The organism is Streptomyces sp. NPDC005266, from assembly GCF_040607655.1.
In the GTDB taxonomy this organism is placed as follows: Bacteria; Actinomycetota; Actinomycetes; order Streptomycetales; family Streptomycetaceae; genus Streptomyces.
This window is the reverse complement of the sequence record NZ_JBEXHC010000004.1, coordinates 166,319-190,542: the sequence shown is the minus strand read 5'-3', so window position 1 is coordinate 190,542 and position 24,224 is coordinate 166,319. Positions and strand designations below refer to the sequence as shown.

The 24,224-nt window shown below is 73.2% G+C and carries 6 protein-coding genes and 1 pseudogene; 4 read left to right on the top strand and 3 right to left on the bottom strand.

Annotated elements, in window-relative coordinates; all coding sequences use genetic code 11:
- Positions 1 to 84: 84 nt before the first annotated feature.
- From ABZU99_RS09725 to ABZU99_RS09715, 3 genes and pseudogenes are all read right to left on the bottom strand, one after another.
- Positions 85 to 483 carry an ArsR family transcriptional regulator gene (locus ABZU99_RS09725; RefSeq protein ID WP_356044958.1) on the bottom strand — a complete coding sequence of 133 codons (399 nt, stop codon included), beginning with the start codon at positions 481 to 483 and terminating at the stop codon, positions 85 to 87.
- A 108-nt stretch (positions 484 to 591) separates the two neighbouring features.
- A pseudogene (locus ABZU99_RS09720) lies at positions 592 to 1,176 on the bottom strand (N-acetylmuramoyl-L-alanine amidase); the annotation flags it as partial.
- Positions 1,177 to 1,316: 140 nt separating this feature from the next.
- A complete protein-coding gene (locus ABZU99_RS09715; RefSeq protein WP_355941827.1) occupies positions 1,317 to 1,631 on the bottom strand; it encodes a hypothetical protein in 315 nt (104 codons plus the stop codon).
- A gap of 468 nt (positions 1,632 to 2,099) precedes the next feature.
- Between ABZU99_RS09715 and ABZU99_RS09710 the strand changes: the two genes are divergently transcribed.
- The 4 genes from ABZU99_RS09710 to ABZU99_RS09695 all read left to right on the top strand — a co-directional run bounded on the left by ABZU99_RS09710 (position 2,100) and on the right by ABZU99_RS09695 (position 24,219).
- Entirely contained in the window at positions 2,100 to 2,882 is a 783-nt protein-coding gene (locus ABZU99_RS09710) for a hypothetical protein (RefSeq protein WP_356044955.1), read from the top strand.
- A 14-nt stretch (positions 2,883 to 2,896) separates the two neighbouring features.
- Complete coding sequence (locus tag ABZU99_RS09705) at positions 2,897 to 4,096, top strand: copper amine oxidase (protein ID WP_356044952.1); 1,200 nt, start codon at positions 2,897 to 2,899, stop codon at positions 4,094 to 4,096.
- Between the two features lie 44 nt (positions 4,097 to 4,140).
- Positions 4,141 to 5,499, top strand: a complete 1,359-nt coding sequence (locus tag ABZU99_RS09700) for a serine hydrolase domain-containing protein (protein ID WP_356044950.1) — start codon at positions 4,141 to 4,143, stop codon at positions 5,497 to 5,499.
- Between the two features lie 126 nt (positions 5,500 to 5,625).
- Positions 5,626 to 24,219: a non-ribosomal peptide synthase/polyketide synthase gene (locus ABZU99_RS09695; RefSeq protein ID WP_356227773.1), complete on the top strand. Its 18,594-nt coding sequence runs from the start codon at positions 5,626 to 5,628 to the stop codon at positions 24,217 to 24,219.
- Positions 24,220 to 24,224: the final 5 nt, after the last annotated feature.

Genomic DNA, 24,224 nt, shown 5'->3' with positions numbered 1-24,224 from the left:
CGGGCACAGGGGCGGGTGTGCGCATCGGCCAAGACGGCAGGGCACGCTTTGGCCATCCGGCCAAGGGCGGTAGGTCTCCCGCGTTCACACAGGTCGGCGCACCAGCAGATCCCCCGGGCCGGTGCGCTGATGCGGGACCGACCGGCCCGCGCGGGTGGTGGTGATCAGGCCCGCGCCGCGCAGGGCGGCGGCGTGGGCGGACGCGGTGGCGTTGCTGACGCCCAGCCGGCGGGCGAGTCCGCCGGTGGTATGGGGGTCCGCGAGGAGGTGCGGCGCGTCCAGGCGAGTGCGCCCGACCACGGCGGCCAGCGCCTCATCGGGGCTGTCCGCCCCGGCCGGCGTCAGCGGCAGGCCCCGGCCGGCCGGGTAGGTCAGGACCAGGGGGTGGCCGGGGAGGTCGGCGACGTGGGGGTGGCCGGTCCAGTGGAAGGTGGCCGCGGGGCTGATGACCGCCGACGGCCGGAACACGCTCGTCGGCGCCATCGGCCCGAGCTCATCGGTGCGCCTGGTACGCGGCCTGGTGCGCTCCTTCTTCGACCGTCACCTGCCGACGCGTCCCCACCGGCCGGGCACCGTCCAGGGCTAAGTACCGAGTCGCTTCGCTATCCGGGAGCGCATGGTATCCATCGAGAAGCCCCGGGGGTCGACCTTGCCCGGCTGCCACTCCCGATGGCCGATCACCGACCGCTGGGTCCAGCCGTGGGCGCGGCAGATGGCGGCGGAGACCTTCTCGATCGCCAGCTTCTGCGCCTCCGGCCAGGGGTCTTCGCCATCGCCGAGGTTGATGCACTCGAAGCCGTAGAAGTGGGGGTTGCCGTCGGTGTCGGCCTCGTTGTCGACGGGCAGGTCGGTCTCGTTGATGACCGCCCTGAGCACATCTGCGTCGCCCGTACCGGCGTGGTTGGCGCGGCCGTGGCCGACCATGTGGACCGCGCCCGCCTTGTCGATGACGCCGTGGCACAGCGGGCCCGGCAGCGACGCGTGGCCGTCGTAACACAGCTTCACCGAGGAGTCGGTGCCCTTGGTGACGGTGTGGTGGATCATCACACCGTTCACCGGGCCCCAGGCGCCCTTGGAGTTGCGGTTGTGGTGGCGCCAGTCGCGGTATTCGTGCACCTCCAGCCCCTCGTCGCGCAGTGCCTTCAGCAGGCGGGCGGCGGTCAGTGGAGTGGCCATCGTGAATGTGCTCCTTCAGCGTTGGTGGACATGAGGAAGTACGGAGAGCGCGATCATGTGACTCAACGGTCATGGCCGGCCGCGGCCGGTGGACTTCCGGCGCGCCGCTTTGACTCCGTCATGCGTCCACCACTCGTCCGTCATTCGCCGGATGCGCGGCCGGTGTCCAGGCGTGCGGCGTGGGCCGCCGCGGTGAGCACCACGGCCGCGAGCACCCATGTGATCCAGTCGCCCGGATTGGGAAGCCACTGCCTGCCCAGCGCGACCGGGTAAATGGCCGCCGCGTAGACGGCGGGGACGGCGCGGCTCACGTAGCCCTTTCTGGCGGCGCCGAGGAACAACAGCGGAGCCAGGAGTCCGGCGGAGAAGATCACGCCCACCACCCACAGCGCGCGGCGCCGCGGGCCGGCATACAGGGGGGCTGGGGCGGATGTGCCGGCGGGGTAGTCGTTCACGGTCACCTCTCGGCGTCGATGCGGTCGCGGGGCGGGGCGTCGGTCTCCCCGCCCTCCTGTCGCGTTACGGCCCAGCTCACGGGCCGTCCGTGCGAGCACTGTGCAGCCTCCCCCACCCAGGGGCCCTCGCTGCCGAAACATGCGTTTCTCACAGTCGCTTGATTACAAAAGCAACTGTTATGACGCCCTGAGGGGTGAAAACGTGAGCCGAGTGGACAGGGGTGAGTCCGGGGGATGTCCGCACGAACCCGTCGGAGGCGGCTCGCATCGTGCCGCGGCGGCGGGACAGGCACCGACGACAGCCCTCGGTTCCGGCATGCGCCCCACGGGGCGCCGGCCCGCTGTCCCCCGAGCCCTGCCCGGGCTCACTGGACCGACAACGGGAACGGCTGGGTGATGAGAATCAATGCCACTCACGACGGCGCGGACGGCGCGCCAAGCGGCCGGAGACGGAGATGGCGCCGGTGCGTGGCGCTGGGCGTGGCGGCTGTGCTGGCCGGCGGGGGAATCGCCGCCCTGAACACGGCAGGATCGCCCGCGTCGCCCGGCACCTCGCGGCCCGCGCAGCCCGCGGCGGCCATCGCCTCGCACACCGGCCCGTTGACGTCCGAGGAGGCGCGGAAGGCGTCCCGCATCGCCGTCGGGGATGCCACGGGGCAGGACCCCTCGCCCCGGGGCAAGGGCGACAGGAGCAAAGGCGACAGGAGCAAGGGCGACAGGAGCGGCGAAGGCGGCAAGGAGCGGAACGCGACGGGCGGTTCCGGGGCCGAGGTGCTGGACACTCACCGCCCGCTGCGTGACAAGTCGGCGCCCGCCGCCCCCGACAGTGAGGCCGAGGTCCAGCTCTACGACTACGCCTCCGACACCCTGATCACCCGGCTGGTCGATCTGCGCTCCCGGAAAGTGATCCGCTCGGACCGCCGGCGCGGCGTCCAGCCGCCGCCCACCCTGGCCGAGGTCCGGCAGGCGGTGAAGATCATCCTGGCCGACCGCCGTCTCGGCCCGGGGATGCGCGACTCCTACGCGTCGGAGACGAAGAAGACGCTCGCCTCGCCCTCCCAACTGCTGGTGCAGGGAATGGCGTTCCTGCACTCCCGCGCCCGGGGCGTGAGCGGCGCGCAGAAGGTGTCGCGGTGCGGTGTCCACCGGTGTGTGCAGCTGTTCGTCCGCATCCCGGGCGGCAAGTGGATCGACACCAGCAGGATCGTCATTGATCTGTCGGCCCGGCGCGCCACCGTCATCGGCCTGTGAGGGGAGCCTCGTTCGTGTTTCGTCTCTTTCGCCATGCCCGGGTCCTGATGGCCGTGGCAGCCCTGCTGATGCCGGTGATGCCGGGCCCGGCGTCCGCCGCCCCCCGCCCGCCCGCGGCCGCTCCCTCCTGTGACAAGGCCCATCGCATCGACAAGACGCTCAAGAGTGGTGCCCGCTGGCAGATGTGCTGGGACATCGACCGCTCCACGGGGATGGTGCTGAGCGATGTGACGTACACCCCCAACCGTGGTACCCCGACACGTGTCCTCAAGAGCGCCTCGCTCGCCGAGGTGCATGTGCCCTACGACAGCGGACAGCCGCGCTTCTACGATGTCTCGGCCATCGGCTTCGGCGACCTCGACCTGGGCACCCTCACCAAGCTCTCGAAGGACGACTGTCCCACCGGCACGCTCTCCAGCTTCCGGAACGTGCCCGTGATGTGCAGCCAGGAGCAGCCCCGGCCGTTCGCGTACAAGAGCGCGGTGGAGAAGAGCGTGCTGCACGGGAGCGATCTGGTCGTGTTCTCGGTGTCCGAGATCGGCTGGTACGACTACATCACCGAGTGGCGCTTCTCGGACGACGGCACCATCACCCCGCGGTCGGGCGCCACCGGGTCCCTCTCACCGTTCCAGTTCTCCGACGCGAGCAGCGGATGGCCGACCGGAGTGGGCTCCAAACGGTTCAGCGAGAACCACAGCCACAACATCTTCTGGCGGCTGGACTTCGATGTCGAGGGACAGTCGAAGAACATCGTCGAGCAGTACGACTACCGGGGCAGCGGCACCGCCAAGCGCACCACCAAGCGCACCGTCCTGACCCAGGAGACGGCGGCGGACCTCGCGCCCACCCGCTTCTGGCGGGTGGTGAACCCCACCGCCCTCAACGGCGACGGCCACCCCAAGTCCTGGGAGATCGACGTCCACGACAGCGATCAGTACCGGGGGCCGGCCGAGACCGAGAAGTTCACCCACCACGACGTGTACCTCACCACCTACCGGGGATGCGAGCGGCTGGCCTACGGCAACTCGGCGCCGGACTGCGCCCCCTCGGTGGACGCGTACACCAACGGCGAGAAGCTCACCGATCCGGTGGCATGGGTCAGCGTCGACTACCACCACGTGCCCAGGGACGAGGACCAGGACCCCATGCCCACCCACTGGCAGGGCTTCCGGATCGTCCCCCGGGACGTCACCGCCACCAGTCAGCTGCCGTGACCTCACGGCCCACCGTCCGTCCCGTCCGTGGCAAGGAGTGCACCGTGTTCCACCGGTCACCGATACCGTCCACAGCCGAGCAGCGGTCCAAGGCGCGCCGCATCCTCGAGGACCGCCTCTGCGCCCTGGCCCGCGCCCACCAGGTGCCAGGCGCCCAACTCGCCGTGTACAGCGGCGGATCCACGCTCGCCGTGGAGACCGGCGTGCTTGACTGTGATACCGGGGAGCCGGTCACCACCGACACGGCGGTGCCCATCGGCTCCATCACCAAGTCCTACACCGCGACCGTCGTCACGCTGCTGGTGGCGGACGGGGACGTGGAGCTGGACGACCAGCTCAGCGACCATGTGCCGGAGCTGCGGCGGGCCGGTCCGCCGTGCACGGTACGGCAGGTGCTCAGCCATACCGCCGGGCTCCCCTCCGGTCCCGACTCCGACCAGGTGGCCGCGCTGACCGCCTCGCGCTATCTGTTGGACCACTGCACCGACCGCACCCTGGTGATGCCCCCGGGCACCGACTTCTCGTACTCCAACGCCGGCTATGTGGCGGCCGGCCGGCTGATCGAGACCGTCACCGGGATGAGCTGGCAGGAGGCCATGCGGTCGATCCTGCTGGACCCGCTGGGCACGCCCGCGTCCTTCATCGGCGCCCCCGGCCACCGGCCAACCGCCCGCGGCCACTCGGCCAACAAGGCGACCGGCAGGACGCGCCCGGTCCGGCAGAACCTGGCCCCCGCCGAAGCCGCGGCCGGCGGCCTGATGACGAGCGCCCTGGACCTGATGGCCCTGGCCCGTGTCCACATCGGCGACGGTGTGCCCAGGCTGCTGCCGCCCCAACTCGCGGAGGAGATACGGCGTCCGGTCCCCGGCGCCGACCCCGGTGTCCTCGCCGACGGCTGGGGGCTGGGCTTCGCGCTCTTCCGGCACGAGGACGCCCTCTGGTTCGGCCACGACGGCAACGCCCAGGGCACCTCGTGCCATCTGCGGGCGGATCCCCGTACCGGTGTCGTGGTCGCCTTCACCAGTAACGCGGGCAGCGGCACCGAAATGTGGCACGAACTGGCCGGCACCCTCGAGGAGATCACCGGCATCGGCCTGCCCGGCACCCCGTCCCGGCCGGAGGGGGCCACCCCGATGGCTTCGACGGCGCAGTGCACCGGGGTCTATCTCAACGGTGACATCGAGTACCAGGTGACGATGAACGACAGCGGCACCCTCGCCCTGTCCGTGGACGGTGACTCCCCCGCGCCCCTTGTCTGTCATGAGGATCTGACCTGTGATCTGGTCGATCCGTCGTCCGGACGCCGGATCCCCGGCGGTCGTTTTGTGCGCGATCCAGGGACCGGCGCGGTCGACCGCATCCAGCTCTCGGGCCGGATGGCCCGCAAGAGCGCCCTCGTCTGAGGCGCCGCGCCCATTCCCCCACCGGGACGGACTCCCCACTCTCCCCAAGGCCGCCCGTGGTGATCACCTCTCTCCGCCCGTTCACCCGCTCTGAAGGGCCGCCCCACCATGAAGGACCAGTACGTCATGTCATCCGGTCCGGCCTCCGCTCCCCAGGACGCCGTGGACCTTCCCTCCGCGCGGTGGAACGCCACCGCCTGTGCCGCCTCCCGCGCGCCGCTGGGCGCGCTCTTCGAGTCCTGGGCGGCCCGCACCCCGCAGGCGCCCGCGCTGGTGGCCGGGGACCGGACGTGGTCCTTCGCCGAGGTCGACGCCTGGGCCAACCGGCTGGCCCACCATCTCATCGGGCGCGGTGTGGGACCCGAGCGCGTGGTGGCCCTGGTGCTGCCGCGCTCGGCCGAACTGGTGGTGGCCGAGCTGGCGGTGGCGAAGGCCGGCGGCGCGTTCCTGCCGGTCGACCCGGCCCACCCCGAGGAGCGCCGCGCCATGATGCTGGCCGACGCCCGCGCGACCGTGGTGCTCGAGGACCCGGAGCGGATCCGGTCCGTGACGGGCCCCGGCCACCGGCCCGGTGACGAGGACCGGCTCGCCCCGCTGCTTCCGGAGCATCCCGCGTATGTCATCTACACCTCCGGCTCCACGGGCGTGCCCAAGGGGGTGATAGTGCCGCACTCCGGGCTCGGCAACTTCTCGGCCGCAACGGCCGCCCACTACCGCGTCGAGCCGGGCGACCGGGTGCTCCAGTTCTCCTCACCGAGCTTCGACGCCTCCGTCCTGGAGCTGTGCTCCTCGCTGCTCGCGGGGGCGGCGCTGGTGGTGCCCCCGGAGGGGCCGCTGCTGGGCGCCGAACTGTCCGCGGTGGTGCGTGACCACCGGGTGACCCACGCTCTGATCCCCCCGGCGGCGCTGGCGACGGTGCCGGCGGAGGAGGTACGGGCGGGGCTGCCGGAGTTCCGCACCCTGATCGTGGGCGCCGAGGCATGCCCGGCCGATTTGGTGGACCTGTGGGCACCGGGCCGGCGGCTGGTCAACTCCTACGGCCCGACGGAGGCCACCGTGGTGGCCACGTGGACCGAGGCCCTGGAGGCGGGCTCCGGCACCCCGCCGATCGGCCGCCCGCTGCCCAACACCCGGATCCACGTGCTGGACCAGGCGATGCGGCCGGTGCCGGTCGGGGCCACCGGAGAGCTGTACATCGGCGGCGCGGGGGTGGCCCGCGGCTATCTCGACCGCCCGGGGCTGACCGCCGGGCGTTTTGTCGCCGCCCCCTTCGGCCCGCCCGGCTCCCGGATGTACCGCACCGGCGATCTGGCCCGCTGGCGGGCCGACGGACAGCTGGAGTACCTCGGCCGGACCGACCACCAGGTCAAGATCCGCGGCTTCCGGGTCGAACTGGGCGAGGTGGAGGCCGCGCTGACCCGGCATCCGCGGGTGGGCGCCGCTGTCGTCACCGTCCGGGAGGACGAGCCCGGTCGCCGGCGACTGGTCGCCTATGTGGTGCCCCCGAGCGAGGGGACGCCGCCGCGGGCCGCCGAGCTGCGGACCGCGGTGGCCCGGATGCTGCCGGCGCACATGGTGCCGTCGGCCTATGTCGTCCTGGACGCGTTCCCCCTCACCACGCATCGCAAGATCGACCGGCAGGCGCTGCCCGCACCGCGCTCCGCCCCGGACGAGGACACCCGGCACATCGCGCCCCGCACCCCGGCCGAGGCCGCCCTCGTCCGCCTCTGGGCCGAGGTGCTGCCGGTGGAGACCGTGGGGGTCGAGGACGACTTCCTGGGGCTGGGCGGCGACTCGATCCTCGGCGTCCGGCTGCTGTCCCGCATCCGGGCGGAGCTGGGCCTGGAACTGACGCTGCGTGAGCTGCTGGACGCCCGGACCGTGGCGCGGCTGGCGGGCGCGCTGCCCGCCGGCCCCGTCGATCCCTCCGCCGCCTCCGAGCCGCCGATTCCGCCCGCGCCGCGCGACCGTCCGCTGCCGCTGTCCGCGGCCCAGCGCCGGCTGTGGTTCCTGGACGATCTGACCTCCGGCGGCATCGAGTACAACACCGGGGCCGGGCTGCGGCTGAGCGGCCCGCTCGACCCGGACGCCCTGGGCCGGGCGCTCGAGGCGCTGGCCGCCCGGCACGACGCGCTGCGCACCACCTTCGCCACCGTCGACGGGCACGGTGTGCAGCTCGTGGCCGAGCACGGGACGTTGCCCCTGGAGCGGGCCGATCTGGGCGGGCGTCCGCCCGCGAAGCGCGCCGAGGCCCTCGAGGCCCGGCTGACCGAGGAGCTGAGCCGCCCCTACGACCTGGAGCAGGGTCCGCTGACCCGGGCGCTGCTCATCCGGCTCACCGACGACGACCACGTCCTGCTGCTGGCCCAGCACCACATCGTCACCGACGGCTGGTCGGTCGGGGTCCTGGTCCGCGAACTGGCCGCGCTCTACGCGGCGGAGGTCACCGGGACCGACCCGGCGCTCCTCCACCCGCCCGTGCAGTACCCGGACTTCGCCGCCTGGGAGCACACCCGGCCCGTCCCGGCCCGGCGGGAGGCCGATCTGAAGTACTGGCGGACCCGGCTCGCCGGAATGCAGACCCTGGAGCTGCCCACCGACCGGCCCCGCCCGCCGGTGCGCACCACCGCGGGCGCGGTGCACCGCCGCGAGCTGCCCGCCGATCTGGTGGCGGGCCTTACCCGGCTCGGCCGGGAGCGGGGCACCACGCTGTTCACCCTGCTCGCGGCGTCCGCCGCGGTGCTGTTCTCGCGCTACTCGGGCCAGCGGGACGTCGCCTTCGGCACCGTCACCAGCGGACGCCACCGCAAGGAGCTGGAGCCTACCGCCGGCTTCTTCGTCAACACGCTGGTGCTGCGTGCCGATGTCGACGGGGACAGCACGGTCGAGCAGTTCGTCGACGCGATACGCGAGACGGTGCTGGACGCCTTCAGCCATGACGAGCTGCCCTTCGAACGCGTCGTCGAGGAGCTGGCCCCGCAGCGCGACCCCAGCCGCAACCCGCTGGTGCAGGCGCTGGTCGTCCAGCAGAGTGCCATGGTGCCCGCCCGGGAGGCCGAAGGCGTGCGGATCACCGAGCACGCGCTGCCGCGCCCGGCCGCGCGGTTCGATCTGGTGCTGGAGTTCCTGCCCCGGGACGACGGTTCGCTCGGGCTGACCGTCGAGTACAACTCCGATCTGTTCGACGCCCGGACGATGGTACGGATGGCCGGGCATCTGCACCGGCTGCTGGCCGCGATGGTGGCCGATCCGGGCACCCCCCTGATCGAACTGCAGATGCTGAGCGACGCCGAGTGGCACACCCTGCTCGACCGCTGGAACGGAACGGGGCAGGCCGCCTGCGAGGCGACCCTGCCCGAACTCTTCGCGGCCCAGGCGGCGTCGCGGCCGTCGGCGCCCGCCGTGACCTGCGGGAACACCCGGCTCTCGTACGAGGAGGTCAATCGGCGCGCCAACCGGCTCGCACGGCTGCTCATCGACCGGGGAGTCGGCCCCGAGCAGCTGGTGGCCCTGGCGCTGCCGCGCTCGGCCGACCTCGTCGTCGTCCTGCTGGCGGTGCTCAAGGCGGGTGCCGGATATCTGCCGGTGGACCCCGCGTACCCGGCCCGGCGCATCGCGTTCATGCTGGAGGACGCCGCGCCCTCGGTGGTCCTGACCACTGCCGAGGTGGCCGGCTGCCTCCCCGGGGGAGCCGGGCCCCTCGTCCTGGACGACGAGGCGGTCCGCGCCGATCTGGCGGGCCGGGCGGACGGCGACATCACCGACGCCGAGCGGACCCGGCCGCTCAACCCGGCCCACCCCGCGTACGTCATCTACACCTCGGGATCCACCGGCAGGCCCAAGGGGGTGGTGGTCACCCAGCAGAGCGTGGCCGGACTGGCGGCCTGGGCCGCGGCCGAGCTGGGACCGGAGGGGCTGACCGACGTGGTGGCCTCGACCTCCCTCAACTTCGACGTGTCCGTCTTCGAGATCCTCTGCCCCCTGCTGGTGGGCGGCAGCATCGAGGTGGTCAGGGATCTGCCGGCGCTCACCGACCCCGAGGGCCGGCCGCGCGCGGCGGGGCTGATCAGCGGCGTGCCGTCGGTGTTCGCGCGGCTCCTGGGCGGGGACGCGCCGGACGTCGGGGCCGGGACCGTGGTGCTGGCGGGCGAGGCCCTGCTCGCCCGGACCGTACGCGACATCCGCGAGGCCATGCCGTCGAGCCGCATCGTCAACATGTACGGGCCGACGGAGGCGACGGTGTACGCCACCGCCTGGTTCTGCGAGGGCGCCGCGCCCGAGCAGGCGCCACCGATCGGCCGGCCGGTGGCGCACACCCGGACGTACGTCCTCGACTCGACGCTGCGGCTGGTCCCGCCCGGGGTGACCGGCGAGCTCTACCTCGGCGGCCAGGGACTGGCCCGCGGCTATCTCAACCGGTCGGGGCTGACGGCCAACCGCTTTGTCCCCGACCCCTTCGGGCCGGCCGGCAGCCGGATGTACCGCACCGGGGACCTGGTCCGGTGGACCAGCGACGGCCAGCTCGAATACATGGGCCGGGTCGACAACCAGGTGAAGATCCGCGGCTTCCGCATCGAACTGGGCGAGGTCGAGACGGCCCTGCTGCGCCACCCCGAGGTGGCCGAGGCCGTCGCCGTGGCGAAGGAGACCGGCGGCCACAAGCGGCTGATCGCCTATGCCGTCCCCGCTCCGGGGGCCTCACCGGACCCCTCCGGGCTGCGCGGGTTCCTGCGCGACGGCCTGCCCGACTACATGGTGCCCGCCTCGGTCCTCCTCCTGGAGCGGATGCCGCTCAACCCCAACGGCAAGCTGGACCGCGGCCGGCTCCCCGACCCTGACTGGGCCGCGGCGGCGACGGCCGGCTATGTGGCGCCGCGCACCGCGACCGAGCGGACTCTCGCCAAGGTCTGGGCCGGGATCCTCCGGGTGGAGCGCGTGGGCGTGGAGGACAACTTCTTCACCCTCGGCGGCGATTCGATCCTCAGCATCCAGGTGGTCTCCCAGGCGCGGCAGGCCGGGCTCTCGGTCACCTCGCGCGACGTATACCGCCATCAGACGATCGCCGCCCTCGCCCTGCACCTGGACACCGCGGCCCCGGCCGCGCGGCCGGACGCCGTGGAGGAGGAGACCGCCACCGGGGACCTGCCGCTGACCCCCATCCTGAAGTGGCTGTTCGAGGCCGACCCCGGGCGGGCCGGGCACTTCAACCAGACTCTCTCGCTCGTCCTGCCCGAGGACGTGGACGAGGAGGCGCTGCGAGGCGCGCTGGCGGCGCTCATGGACCACCATGACGCCCTGCGCTCCCGGTTCCACCGCAAGGACGGCGACGGCTGGTACCAGCGGATCGAGGCCGAGGCGCGGGCAGACCTGACGGACGTCCTGCGCCGCCACACCGGCGACGGCGCCCCGTGGCTGGGCGCATTCGACCTGGCGGAGGGGCCGCTGCTGCGCGCGGTACTGGAGGAGGCGGGCGCCGGGGCGCGGCCGGTGCTCCATCTGACCGTGCACCACGCCGTGGTGGACGGGGTGTCCTGGCGCGTTCTGCTGGAGGACCTGGACAGCGCCTACCGCCGGCTGGCGAAGGGCGCGCCGGTCGGGCTTCCGGCCGCGTCCGCCCCGCTGCGCCGCTGGGCGCTCCGGCTGAACGACCACGCGGCGGCCGGGGGCTTCGCTGACGAGACGGACTACTGGACCGGGATCGCCCGGGACTGCGACCCGTCGCTGCCCCGGGACCGCGACGGCGCCAACACCTATGCCTCGGCCCGCTCGGTCACCGTCACGCTCGGCCCGGACGAGACCTTGGCCCTGCTCCAGATACTGCCCGAGGTGTACCGGACGCAGGTCAACGATGTGCTGCTGAGCGCGCTGGCCCGGGTGCTGACCCGGTGGACGGGGCGCGACCGGATCCCCGTGGACGTGGAGGGCCACGGCCGCGAGGAGATCTTCGAGGAGCTGGATCTGTCCCGTACGGTCGGCTGGTTCACCACCCGCTTCCCGGTGGTGCCCGTCCTTCCGCCAGGGGATTGGGGCAAGGTCCTCAAGTCCGTCAAGGAGCAGCTGCGGGCCGTACCGCGCCGGGGGCTCGGATACGGGCTCCAGCGCCATCTGATCCGCCCCGAGGGCTTCCCGGAGGGCCCCACGGCCGGGATCAGCTTCAACTACCTCGGCCAGTTCGGGTTGCCGGGCGACGGTGACGGGCTCTTCCGCGGGCTCCACCGGGAACTGGCCCTGGACGCCGACCCGGCGGCCCTGCGTCCGCATCCGCTGGAGGTGGTCGGCCGGGTCGAGGACGAGCGGCTCACGTTCACCTGGTTCTACTCCTGGAATCTGCACCGGGAGGAGACCGTCGGGCGGCTGGCGGAGGAGTTCCGCCAAGCGCTGGGCGAGATCGCCCGGCACGGCGCCGCGCCCGGCGCGGGCGGCCGCACCCCGTCCGACTTCCCGCTCGCCACTCTCGACCAGGCATGCGTGGACCGGCTGGTGGGGGACGGCAGCGGGGTGGAGGACATCTACCCGCTCACCCCCACCCAGGCGGGCATGCTGTTCCACGGGCTGGCCCAGGAGGATCAGCGCGCCTACTTCCAGCAGCTCACCTTCGTCCTGGACGGCGTGCCCGATCCCCGGGCGCTGGCCGCCGCCTGGCAGCGGGTCACCGATCGTACGCCGATGCTGCGCGGCCGCGCGGTGTGGGACGGGGTGCCCGAGCCGCTGCAGGTGGTGGAGCGGGGCGTGCGGGTGCCGGTCACCCACCTCGACTGGAGCGAACTGCCCGCGCCCGAGCGCGATGAGGAGCTGCGCAGGACCCTCGCCGAGGACCGGGACAGGGGGCTCGACCTGGGCACCGCACCGCTGATGCGGCTGGCGCTGGCCCGGCTGTCCGCCACCGAGGTGCGGGTGGTGTGGACCTTCCACCATCTGCTCCTGGACGGCTGGAGCCTCTTCCAGGTGCTGTCCGACGTCTTCCACTGCCACGCCCGGGCGCGTGACGGGGCGTCCGATATGGCGGCCGGTCTGCCCAGCCGTCGCCCGTTCCGCGACTATGTGGCCTGGCTGCGGGAGCGCGACTGGTCGCAGGCGGAGGAGCACTGGCGCGCCCGGCTCGACGGTCTGTCGGAGCCCACCCCGCTGCCCTTCGACCGCGAGCCCACCGAGACCCATCACGCGGAGTCCACCGAGGCGGTGCGCGTCACGCTGCCCGCCGGCACCTCGCGCCGGCTGGAGGAGCTGGCCAAGGGCGCGGGTCTCACCATGAACACCCTGTTCCAGGGGGCGTGGGCGGTGCTGCTCGCCCGGCAGAGCGGGCGCAAGGACGTCGTCTTCGGGACCACGGTCTCCGGGCGTCCGCCGGAACTCCCGGGCGCCCCGGCGATGAGCGGACTGTTCATCACCACGGTGCCGACCCGGCTGTCGGTGCCGTCCGAGGGCACCCTGCTGTCCTGGCTGAGCTCGGTGCAGACGGAGCAGTCCGAGGACCGGCGGTTCGACTTCGTCCCGCTGACCCGGCTGCGGTCCTTCACCTCCCTCGCCGACCGGGTGAACCTCTTCGACTCCCTCGTGGTCTTCGAGAACTACCCGGTCGGTGGGGACCTGGCCGCAGCGCACGGTCTGGAGCTGCGGGAGCTCGACGGGATCGAGACCACCAACTACCCGCTGTCCCTGGTGGTCTACCCCGGCGAGGAGCTGGTGCTGCGGCTCGGCTACGACCCGGGCCTGTTCGACGAGGCCACCGTCGGACGCCTGGCCGAATACCTCTCGGTGCTGCTCACGTCCATGGCCATCGGCCCGGACGGCGCGCCCGCACGCCTGCCGATGCTCGCCCCCGCCCGGAGCCGGCAAGTGCTGCGGGAGTGGAACGACACCGCGGCCCCGCTGCCCGAGGGCACGGTGGCCGAGCTGTTCGCCGCGCAGGTACGGCGCACGCCGGACGCCCCGGCCCTGGACGGCGAGGGCGGCCCGGTGAGCTACCGGGAGCTCGACGCGCGCGCCAACCGGCTGGCCCACCGGCTCATCGGACTCGGTGTCCGGCCCGAGCACCCGGTGGCGGTCCTGATGAACCGGTCCGTGGAGCTGGTGGTCGCCCAGCTGGCCATCGTCAAGGCGGGCGGGGTGTACGTACCGCTGGACACCCGCGCACCCGAGGACCGGCTGCGCACGGTGCTGGCCGAGGCGGCGGCGGAGGTGCTGCTGACCGACCGGGCCCATGAGTCCGCCGCGGACGGCCTCGGGCACGGCGGGCGGACGCTGCTGGTGGAGGCCGGCGGCGACCTTGGCGACGGACCGTGTGAACCGCCCCGGGCGGAGCTCTTCCCGGACAACACGGCGTATCTGATGTTCACTTCCGGCTCCACCGGACGGCCCAAGGGGGTCGCGGTGCGCCACCGCGACATCACCGCCCTCGCCTTCGACCGCGCCTTCGCGGCGCACGATGCGGTGCTGGTGCACTCCCCGCAGGCGTTCGACGCCTCCACCTACGAGCTGTGGGTACCGCTGCTGCGCGGCGGCCGGGCCGTGCTGGCGCCAGACGGGGACGTGGAAGCCGACACCGTACGCCAGGCGATCGCCGCGCACGGGGTGACGTGTCTGTGGCTCACCGCCGGTCTCTTCCGGCTGCTCGCGCAGGAGGCGCCGGAGTGCCTGCGCGGCGCCCGCGAGGTGTGGACCGGCGGCGAGGCGGTGCCCCCGGCGGCGGTACGCCGGGTGCTCGACGCATGCCCGAAGCTGACGGTGGTCAACGGCTACGGGCCCACCGAGACCACGACCTTCGCCACCCGGCGCCCCTTCCGCGCCGGGGAGGAGCTGCCGGCGACGCTGCCCATCGGACGGCCGCTGGACAACACCCGCGTCCATGTCCTGGACGCCTTCCTCCAGCCCCAGCCCCCGGGCGTCCCCGGTGAGTTGTACGTGGCGGGCGCGGGTGTGGCCCGTGGCTACCACGACCGCCCCGGGCCGACGGCCGAGCGGTACGTCGCCGACCCCTTCGGGCCGCCCGGCTCGCGCATGTACCGCACCGGGGACCTCGTGGCCTGGACGGCCGACGGCGAACTGCGCTTCGTGGGCCGGTCCGACGACCAGATGAAGGTCCGGGGCTTCCGGATCGAACCGGGTGAGATCGAGGCGGCGCTGACCCGCCACGAGGCCGTCGCGGAGGCGGTCGTCGCGCTCGCGCGCGAGGGGGAGCGCACTCTGCTGGCCGCCTATCTGGTCCCGGTGCGCGGCGACGCGGTGCCGGACCCCGAAGAGCTGCGGTCCTTCCTGGGCGCCGTCCTGCCCGACTACATGGTGCCCGCGGTCTTCGTCACCCTCGACGAACTGCCCCTCACCGGCAACGGAAAGGTGGACCGCCGCCGACTGCCCGCACCCGACTGGACGGCTGCCTCGGGCGCGGGCCACGTGGCACCGCGCACCGACGCCGAGCGGGCCCTCGTGGAAATCTGGGCCACCCTGCTGGGCCGGGACCGGATCGGGGTCGAGGACAACTTCTTCATGCTCGGCGGGGACTCGATCCTCTCCATCCAGGTCGCCTCCCGCGCCCGGCAGGCGGGGCTGTCCTTCACGCCCAGGGAGCTGTTCCGGCACCCCACGATCGCCTCGCTCGCCACCGTCGCCCAGGCCACCGCGCACCCCGCCGCGGATGCCGGGCCGGTAACCGGGGAAATGCCGCTCACCCCGATCCAGCACTGGTTCTTCGCCACCCAGAGCGCCCGGCCCGAGCACTTCAACCAGTCCGTCCTGGTCGAACTCGACCGGGATCCCGACCCCGAGGCGCTCCGGCGGGCGCTGCGCGCGCTGCTCGAGCACCATGACGCGCTGCGGACGCGCTTTACGCGCCGGGCGGACGGGAGCGTACGGCAGCACTGCCCGCCGCCGGACGAGGCGGGCCCGGAACCGCTGCGCGAGGTGGACCTGTCGGGGCTCGGCCCCCGCGAGCTGCGGACCGCCGAGGACGCGGCCATGGCCGAGGCCAACGCCGGCTTCGAGCTGGAGCGCGGGCCACTGCTGGCCGCCCGGCTGCTGCGCCCCGGGGACGGGGCACCGCCGGCGCTGTTCCTGACGGTGCACCACCTCGTGGTGGACGGGGTCTCCTGGCGGGTACTGCTCGAAGACCTGGACACCGCCTACCACCAGGCGCTCCGCGGCGAACGACCCGATCTGGGCGCCCGCACCACCTCGCTGCGGGACTGGTCCCGGCGCCTTGCCGAGCACACCGCGGCGGGCGGCTTCGACGCCGAACTCCCGCACTGGACGGCGGTGTCCGCGGACTGCGCCGCCACACTGCCCGTCGACGGCCAAGGGGACCTCACCGTCGCGGCCATGAAGACGGTCACCGTCCGGCTGGACCGGCGCCGGACCACCGCCCTGCTCCAGCAGGTGCCCGGGGTCTACCGCACCCGCGTCGACGACGTGCTGCTGGCGGCGCTGGGCCGGGTGCTGGCCGACTGGACCGGGCGCGAGAAGGTGGCCGTCGATCTGGAGGGGCACGGCCGGGAGGACCATCTGCTCGACGGGGCGGACCTCTCCCGCACCGTCGGCTGGTTCACCACCCTGTTCCCGGTGGCGCTCGAGCTCCCGGCCGGCGGCTGGGGCGAGACGCTCAAGTCCGTCAAGGAGCAGCTGCGGGCCGTGCCCGAGCGGGGCATCGGCTACGGGGCGCTGCGTCATCTGGCCCCGTCCGCCGGGCTTCAGGACGCGGCCCAGCCGCAGATCAGCTTCAACTACCTCGGCCGGTTCGACTGGTCCGCCGCCGGAGAGTCCCTGGTCCGCACCGTACGGGGCGGGCTGGGCGGTGACGCGGCACCGGAGTCGGCGCGCGCGCATCTGCTGGACGTGGTGGGCCGGGTCGAACAGGGCCGCCTGGAGATCACCTGGTACTACGGCTCCGGGACGCACACCAAGAAGACGGTGGACCGGCTGGCCCGCCGGATGCTGCGCGCCCTGGAGGAGATCGTCGGCCACTGCGCCGAGCCCGGGGCCGGCGGCCGTACCCCGTCGGACTTCCCGCTGGCCCGGCTGGACCAGGCCGCGGTGGACCGGGTGGCCGGCGACGGCCGGGCGGTGGAGGACATCTATCCGCTGACCCCGATGCAGGCCGGCATGTTGTTCCACAGCCTGGTGGACCCCGCCTCGGACGCCTACGTCAACCAGGTCCAGCTGACGCTGACCGGGGTGACGGACCCGCTGGCGCTGGGAGCGGCATGGCAGCGGACCGCGGACGCCAACCCGATCCTGCGCACCCGGCTGGTCTGGGAGGACACGCCGGAGCCCCTCCAGGTCGTCCGGCGCCGGGCCGCCGTACGCATCGTCCACCAGGACTGGACGCGGCGGCCCGAGCGGTGGCGCGAGGCCGAACTGGCCCGGCTGCTGGCCGAGGACCGGGCCGAGGGGATCGACCTCGGGGCCGCGCCGCTGATGCGGCTGACCGTGATCCGGCTGTCGCCCGACGAGGTCCGGCTGATCTGGACCTTCCACCATGTGCTGCTGGACGGCTGGAGCGCGGCGCAGGTCTTCGACGAGGTGTGCGAGCGGTACGCGGCGCTCACCAACGGACGCGGCGCGGACGTCCCCGCGCGCCGGCCCTTCCGGGCGTATCTGGACTGGCTGAGCGCCCAGGACGCGGCGGAGGCCGAGCGGTTCTGGCGGGATGCGCTGGCGGGCTTCACCTCCCCGACGGAGCTGCCGCGGGACCGGCCCGCGGTCGAGGCGCACCGCACGGCCTCCTCCGGTACTCACCGGGTGACCCTCGGCGCCGGGGAGTCCGCACGGCTGCGCACGACGGCCCAGCGGAACGGGCTGACCATGAACACGGTGATGCAGGGCGCCTGGGGGCTGCTGCTGTCCCGGTACAGCGGGGCCGATGACGTGTGCTTCGGCACGACCGTCTCCGGACGTCCGGCCGCGCTGCCGGGCGTCGAGTCCATGGTCGGGGTGTTCATCAACACCGTGCCCACCCGGGTCCGGGTGGACGGCCGGAGCCGGCTGCTGACCTGGCTGCGGGAGCTGCAGGGCGCCCAGTCGGAGTCCCGGCGCTTCGACTTCGTCTCCCTGGCGCAGCTGCGGGGCTGGAGCGATGTCCCGGGCGGGCTCAATCTCTTCGACTCCATCGTGGTCTTCGAGAACTACCCGTTCGACAGCGAGGCCATCGCGGCGCACGGGCTCGCCATCCGGCAGGAGCGGGATCTGGAGCCGACCAACTACGCGCTCAGCGTGGTGGTGGCGCCCGAGGAGCGGCTGTCCATCTCGCTGGACTACGACCCCGCCGCCTTCGACGCCTCGACCATCGAGCGGCTGGGTTCGTGTCTCCGCGCGCTGCTGGAGGAGATGGCGGCCGGCCCCGGACGGCGGCTGGACGAACTGCCGCTGATCGGCGAGGCGGAGAGCCGGCGGATCCTCACCGAGTTCAGCGGCCCGGTCTCCCCCGCGCCACGGGCGGTCCTGCCCGGGCTCTTCGAGGCGCAGGCGGTCCGTACACCGGATGCCGTGGCCGTGGTCGGGGAGGACGGGCGGCTGACCTACCGGGATCTGAACGAGCGCGCCAACCGGCTGGCCCGGCTGCTGATCGCCTCGGGGGCGGGTCCGGAACACTTCGTCGCCCTCTCGATGCCGCGCACCCCGGACCTCGTGGTGGCCCTGCTGGCCGTGTTCAAGAGCGGCGCGGGATATCTGCCGGTCGATCCCGCCTACCCGGCGGAACGCATCGCTTTCATGATCGGCGACATCGCCCCGGACCTGGTCCTGACCACGCGGGAGGTGGCGGACAAGATTCCCGCCGGACCCGCCCGGATCCTGCTGGAGGACGTCCGGTCCCTGCCGGCCGGTCAGCCCGCTCATGACGTCACCGACGCCGAGCGGACGTCCCCGTTGTCCCCCGGCCACCCGGCCTATGTCATCCACACCTCGGGATCGACCGGTACGCCCAAGGGCGTGGTGGCGACCCATCAGGGTGTCGCGGCGCTGGCGGCGTGGGCGGCTGAGGAGTTCGGGGCGGGGGGCCTGTCCCATGTGGTGGCCTCCACCTCGCTCAACTTCGATGTATCGGTCTTCGAGATCATCTGCCCGCTGCTGACGGGCGGTTGCCTGGAGATCGTCCGCGATCTGCTCACCCTGGCCGAGCGGACGGAGCCCTGGGCCGCGAGCCTGATCAGCGCCGTGCCCTCCGCGCTGGGGCAGGTGCTCGGCAAGGGATCGGTCGCCGTCACCGCCGACACGGTGGTGCTGGCGGGTGAGGGTCTTGCCGCCCGTACCGTCCAGGAGGTCCGCGCGGCCATCCCGGGCTGCCGGGTGGCGAACATCTACGGCCCCACCGAGGCCACCGTCTACGCCACCGCCTGGACCTGCGACCCCGCCGACCCGGGCCGGACCCCACCCATCGGCGCCCCGATCGCCGCGACCCGCGCCTATGTGCTGGACGCGCGGCTGCGGCCGGTGCCCGTCGGGGTGCCCGGGGAGCTGTATCTCGCCGGCCCGGGCGTGGCGCGGGGCTACTTCGGCCGGCCCGGACTCACCGCCCAGCGGTTCATGGCGGATCTCTTCGGCCCCGCGGGCAGCCGGATGTACCACACGGGCGACCTGGTCCGCTGGGACGAGCACGGGCAGTTGGAGTACCTGGGGCGGACCGACGACCAGGTCAAGGTGCGCGGCTTCCGGATCGAACTGGGCGAGGTCGAGGCCGCGCTGGCCCACCACCCCGATGTCGCCGAGGCCGCCGCGGCCGTCATCGACACCTCGGGCCACAAGCGGCTGGCCGGGTATGTCGTCCCGGCCTCGGGAGGCGCGGTGGATCCCGAGGCGATGCGGGTGTTCCTCGCCCGGAGCCTGCCGGACCATATGATCCCGGCGGCGATCGTCACGCTGGACCGGCTGCCGCTGGGCACCAGCGGCAAACTCGACCGGCGCGCGCTGCCCGCACCGGTCTGGGCCGCCCCCGCCACCGGCCACATCTCGCCGCGTACCGAGACGGAGAAGACCCTCGCCGCGATCTGGGCCGAGGTGCTGGGGCTGGAGCAGGTCGGCGTCGAGGACAACTACTTCACCCTCGGCGGCGACTCCATCCTCTCCCTCCAGATCGTCTCCTCGGCCCGACGGGCCGGGATCGAGCTGACGCCCCGCCACCTGTTCGTCCACCAGACGGTCGCCGCCCTGGCCGCCGCCGCGCAGGACGTGCAGGCCCCGGCGGCCACCGCCGAACAGGGGCCGGTCGTCGGCGAGGTGCCGCTCACCCCGATCCAGCACTGGCTCTTCGAGAGCCTCCCGGAGAGTCCCTGGCACTTCACCCAGTCGGTCTCAGCGGAGCTGACCGGACCGGTGGACGAGACCGCGCTGGGCGCCGCACTGGCGGCGCTGCCGGTCCACCACGACGCCCTGCGGATGCGGTTCGAGCGCGCCGGGGACGGGCCCTGGCGCCAGCACAACGCCCCGCCCGGCGCGGCCCCGATGCTCGATGTCCATGATCTGTCCGCCCAGGCACCTGATCGGCGGGCCGACGCGATGCGCGAGGCCGCCGGGCGGGTGCAGGCCGGATTCGACCTCGCCCAGGGGCCGTTGTTCAAGGCCGTGCTCTTCCGCCGGGGCGACGACGAGCGACCGGTGCTCTTCCTCACGGCCCACCACCTGGTGGTCGACGCCGTCTCCTGGCGCATCCTGCTGGAGGATCTGGACACCGCCTACCGTCAGATCACGGCCGGGCGGCCGGTCGAGCTCGGCGGCAAGACCACCTCGTTCCGGGAGTGGTCGCAGCGGCTGCGCGACCACGCCGCCGCCGGGGGCTTCGACGACGAACTCGGCCACTGGACGGCGGCGGACGGATGCGCGGAACTCCCCACGGACGGCGAGGGGCCCAACACCGCGGCCTTCGAGGAGTCGGTGACCGTCCGGCTCGACGGGGAGGAGACCCGCGTCCTGCTGCGGGACGTGCCGGGCGCCTATCTGACCCGGATCGACGATGTGCTGCTGTGCGCGCTCGGCCGGGTGCTCGGCCGCTGGACCGGCCATGACCGGGTGCTGGTGGATCTGGAGGCGCACGGCCGCGAAGAGATCTTCGAAGGGGTCGATCTCTCCCGTACCGTCGGCTGGTTCACCAGCATGTTCCCGATCGCGCTGGAGATCGGCACCGACGCGGGGCTCGAGCGGACGTTGAAGGCCGTCAAGGAGCGGCTGCGGGCGGTGCCCCGCAAGGGACTGGGATACGGGGCGCTGTGCCACCTGTCCCCGGCGGCCGCCCCCGGCCTCCCGGACGCGCCCCGGATCAGCTTCAACTATCTGGGCCGGCTCGACTGGCAGGTGCCGGGCGACGGCGGTCTGGGGCTCGCCCCGCACGGCGGACTGGACGGGGACATGAGCGGAGAGGAACCCCGGCCGCACCTCATTGATGTGATCGGCAGGGTGGAGGACGGGCAGCTGGAGCTCTCCTGGTCCTACTCCAGGTCGGTGCACCGGCGCACCACCGTGCTCCGGCTCGCCGAGGAGATGCTGGCGGAGCTACGAGCGATCGTACGGCTCTGCACCGGGCCGGAGGCGGGCGGACGGACGCCCTCGGACTTCCCGCTGGCCGCCCTGGACCAGGAGAGCGTCGACCGGCTGGCGGGCGACGGGCGGGACGTGGCGGACATCTATCCGCTGACGCCGACCCAGACCGGGCTGGTCTTCCATGGGCTGGCCCAGCGCGACCAGGGGCTCTATGTGGAGCAGGCGACCTTCGTCCTGGACGGTGTCCGGGACTCCCGGGTCCTGGCCGCCGCCTGGCAGCATGTCGTCGGCCGCACCCCGGTGCTGCGCAGCGAGATGGTGGTGCGGGATGTGCCCGAGCCCCTGCAGATCGTGCGCCGCACGGCGGCCGTGCCGGTCGAGGAGCTCGACTGGAGCAACATGACGGAGGACGAGCGCTCGGCCGCGCTGCGGCGGCTGCTCGAGGAGGACCGCGCCCGGGGGATCGATCTCACCGCGGCCCCGCTGCTCCGGGTCACCCTCGCCCGGCTCTCGCCGACGGAGGTCCAGGTGCTCTGGACCTTCCACCATGTGCTGCTCGACGGCTGGAGTGTCTTCCAAGTCCTCTCCGATGTCTTCGCCGCCCATGCCGCCCTGGCTGCCGGAGAGCAGCCCAGGCTGGAAGCCCGTCGGCCGTTCGCGGACTATGTGGCCTGGCTCGGCCGGCAGGACCGTACGCAGGCCGAAGCGCACTGGCGGCACGCGCTGGCGGGATTCGCCGCTCCCACTCCTCTCCCCTATGACCGCAAGCCGACGCCGGAGATTGCCACCCGCTCCTCCGAGTGGCTGTCGCACCGGCTCGATGAGCAGGACACCACCGCCCTCCAGGACTTCGGCCGACGGCACCGGCTCACGCTCAATACGATCGTCCAGGGCGCTTGGGGATTACTCGTATCTCGCTTGAGCGGGGAGTCGGACGTCTGCTTCGGGGCGACGGTCTCCGGACGGCCGACGGAGCTGCCGGGCGCCGACTCCATCACCGGCATCTTCATCAACACGCTGCCCGTACGGCTGGAGGTGCACGGCGACGCCGCAGCGGCCGCCTGGCTGCGCACGCTCCAGGACGAGCAGGCGGACGCGCGCGGCTTCGGCCATGTGCCGCTGTCCCAGCTGCGGGGCTGGAGCGAGGTGCCGGGCGGGGTGAACCTCTTCGAGAGCCTGGTGGTCTTCGAGAACTACCCGATCAACGACTCCGCGGCCGCCGAGCACGGACTGCGGGTGCGCGGCCTCCAGGCGCTGGAGTCCACCAACTACGCGCTGACCGTGGTCGTCTCGCCCGGCGCCGAGCTGTCGGTCGAACTCGGCTACGACCCGCGGCTCTTCGAGAAGACCACCGCGCGTGCCCTCGCCGACCGGCTGACGCATGTCCTTCGCGCCCTGGCCGCGGCCCCCGACGATCTGCCGCTGGACCGGGTCGACATCCTGTCGGCCGCCGAGCGCGGGCGGCTCCTGGTGGACTGGAACGACACCGCCCGGCCGGTCCCGCCGACGACGCTGGCCCAGCTCTTCGAGGCGGCGGCGGACCGCCGGCCGGACGCGCCCGCGGTCCTCTCCCCCGACGGGGGGCTGTCCTACGCGGAGCTGGACGAGTGGGCCAACCGCCTCGCCCACCGGCTCATCGCCCAGGGCGTCGGCCCCGGGGAGATCGTCGCCCTCGTGCTGCCGCGGTCGGTGGAGATCGTGGTCGCCCAGCTCGCGGTGGCCAAGGCCGGGGGCGCCTACCTGCCGGTCGACCCGGACTACCCCGCCGAGCGCATCGCGCTGATGCTCGGCGACGCCGCCCCGCTCGTCACCCTGGAGGGGACGGCCGGCGTCCACACCGGCGAGGGCCCCGCACACCGGCCCGCCGACGCGGACCGGACGCGCCCGGTCGACCCGGACGACCCGGCGTATGTCATCTACACCTCCGGGTCCACCGGCACGCCCAAGGGCGTGGTGGTCACCCACCGCGGGATCGGGAGCTTCGCCGCCGCCGAGGCCGAGCACTACCAGGTGCGGCCGGGCGACCGGGTGCTGCAGTTCGCCTCGCCCAGCTTCGACGCCTCCGTCCTGGAGCTGTGCATGGCGCTGCCGGCCGGAGCCGCCCTCGTGGTGCCCGAGCCCGGTCCGCTGCTGGGCGGGCATCTGGCCGAGGTGCTGCGCGAGCGGAGCGTCACCCACACCCTCATTCCGCCCGCCGCGCTCGCCACCCTGCCCGCCGGGACCGAGAAGGAGCTGCCGGAGCTCCGTACCCTGATCGTCGGAGGGGATGCCTGCGGCAGCGAGCTGACGGCCCGGTGGGCCCCGCACCACCGCATGATCAACTCCTATGGGCCGACCGAGACCACCGTGGTCGCCACCTGGTCCGAGCCACTGGTCGCCGACGGCTCCCCGCCGCCCATCGGACGGCCGATCCCCAACACCCGGGTGTATCTGCTCGACGCGCGGCTGCGCCCGGTGCCGCCGAGGGTCCCCGGCGAGCTGTGGATCAGCGGCCCGTCGCTCGCCCGGGGCTATCTGGGCCGCCCCGGGCTGACCGCCTCCCGCTTTGTCGCGAACCCCTTCGGGCCGGCCGGCTCCCGGATGTACCGCACCGGCGATCTCGCCCGCTACGACACCCAGGGCCGCCTGCATCACCTGGGGCGCACCGACCACCAGATCAAGCTGCACGGCTACCGCATCGAGGCCGGTGAGGTGGAGGCCGCCCTGGGCGGCCACCCGCTCCTCCTGGAGGCCGTGGTGACGGTCCGGGAGGACGAGCCCGGTGTGCCCCGGCTGGTGGCGCATCTCGTGCTCGCGCCCGGTGCCACCGCGCCGTCCGGCGCCGAGCTCCGGGACCGTCTGGGCCGGACCCTGCCCGCGTACATGATCCCGTCGGCGTTCGCCGTCCTGGACCGCCTGCCGCTCACGGAGAACGGCAAGACCGACCGCGCGGCCCTGCCCGCGCCCCGCCCCGCCATCGTCGCGCCGGCCGCGCATGTCCCGCCGCGCACCCCCACCGAGGAGGTCATCGCGGAGATCTGGGCCGAGGTGCTGGGGGTGGCGAAGGTCGGCGCCGAGGACGAGTTCTTCGCCCTGGGCGGTGATTCGGTCCGCAGTCTGCTGATCGCCTCCCGCGCCAAGGAGGCGTTCGACATCGATCTGACGCCCCGGGACATCCTGACCGCGCACACCGTCGCCGCCCTCGCCGACCTCGTCGAGGAGCGGATCCTGTGCGAACTCGAAGACGCCGCTCTCGGCGGCAGCGACCACGACGAACGGTGAGGAAA

Coding starts and splice junctions, on each gene's coding strand:
- ABZU99_RS09725 (WP_356044958.1), bottom strand. CDS start 483: ATGGCGCCGACGAGCGTGTTCCGGCCGTCGGCGGTCATCAGCCCCGCG.
- ABZU99_RS09695 (WP_356227773.1), top strand. CDS start 5,626: ATGTCATCCGGTCCGGCCTCCGCTCCCCAGGACGCCGTGGACCTTCCC.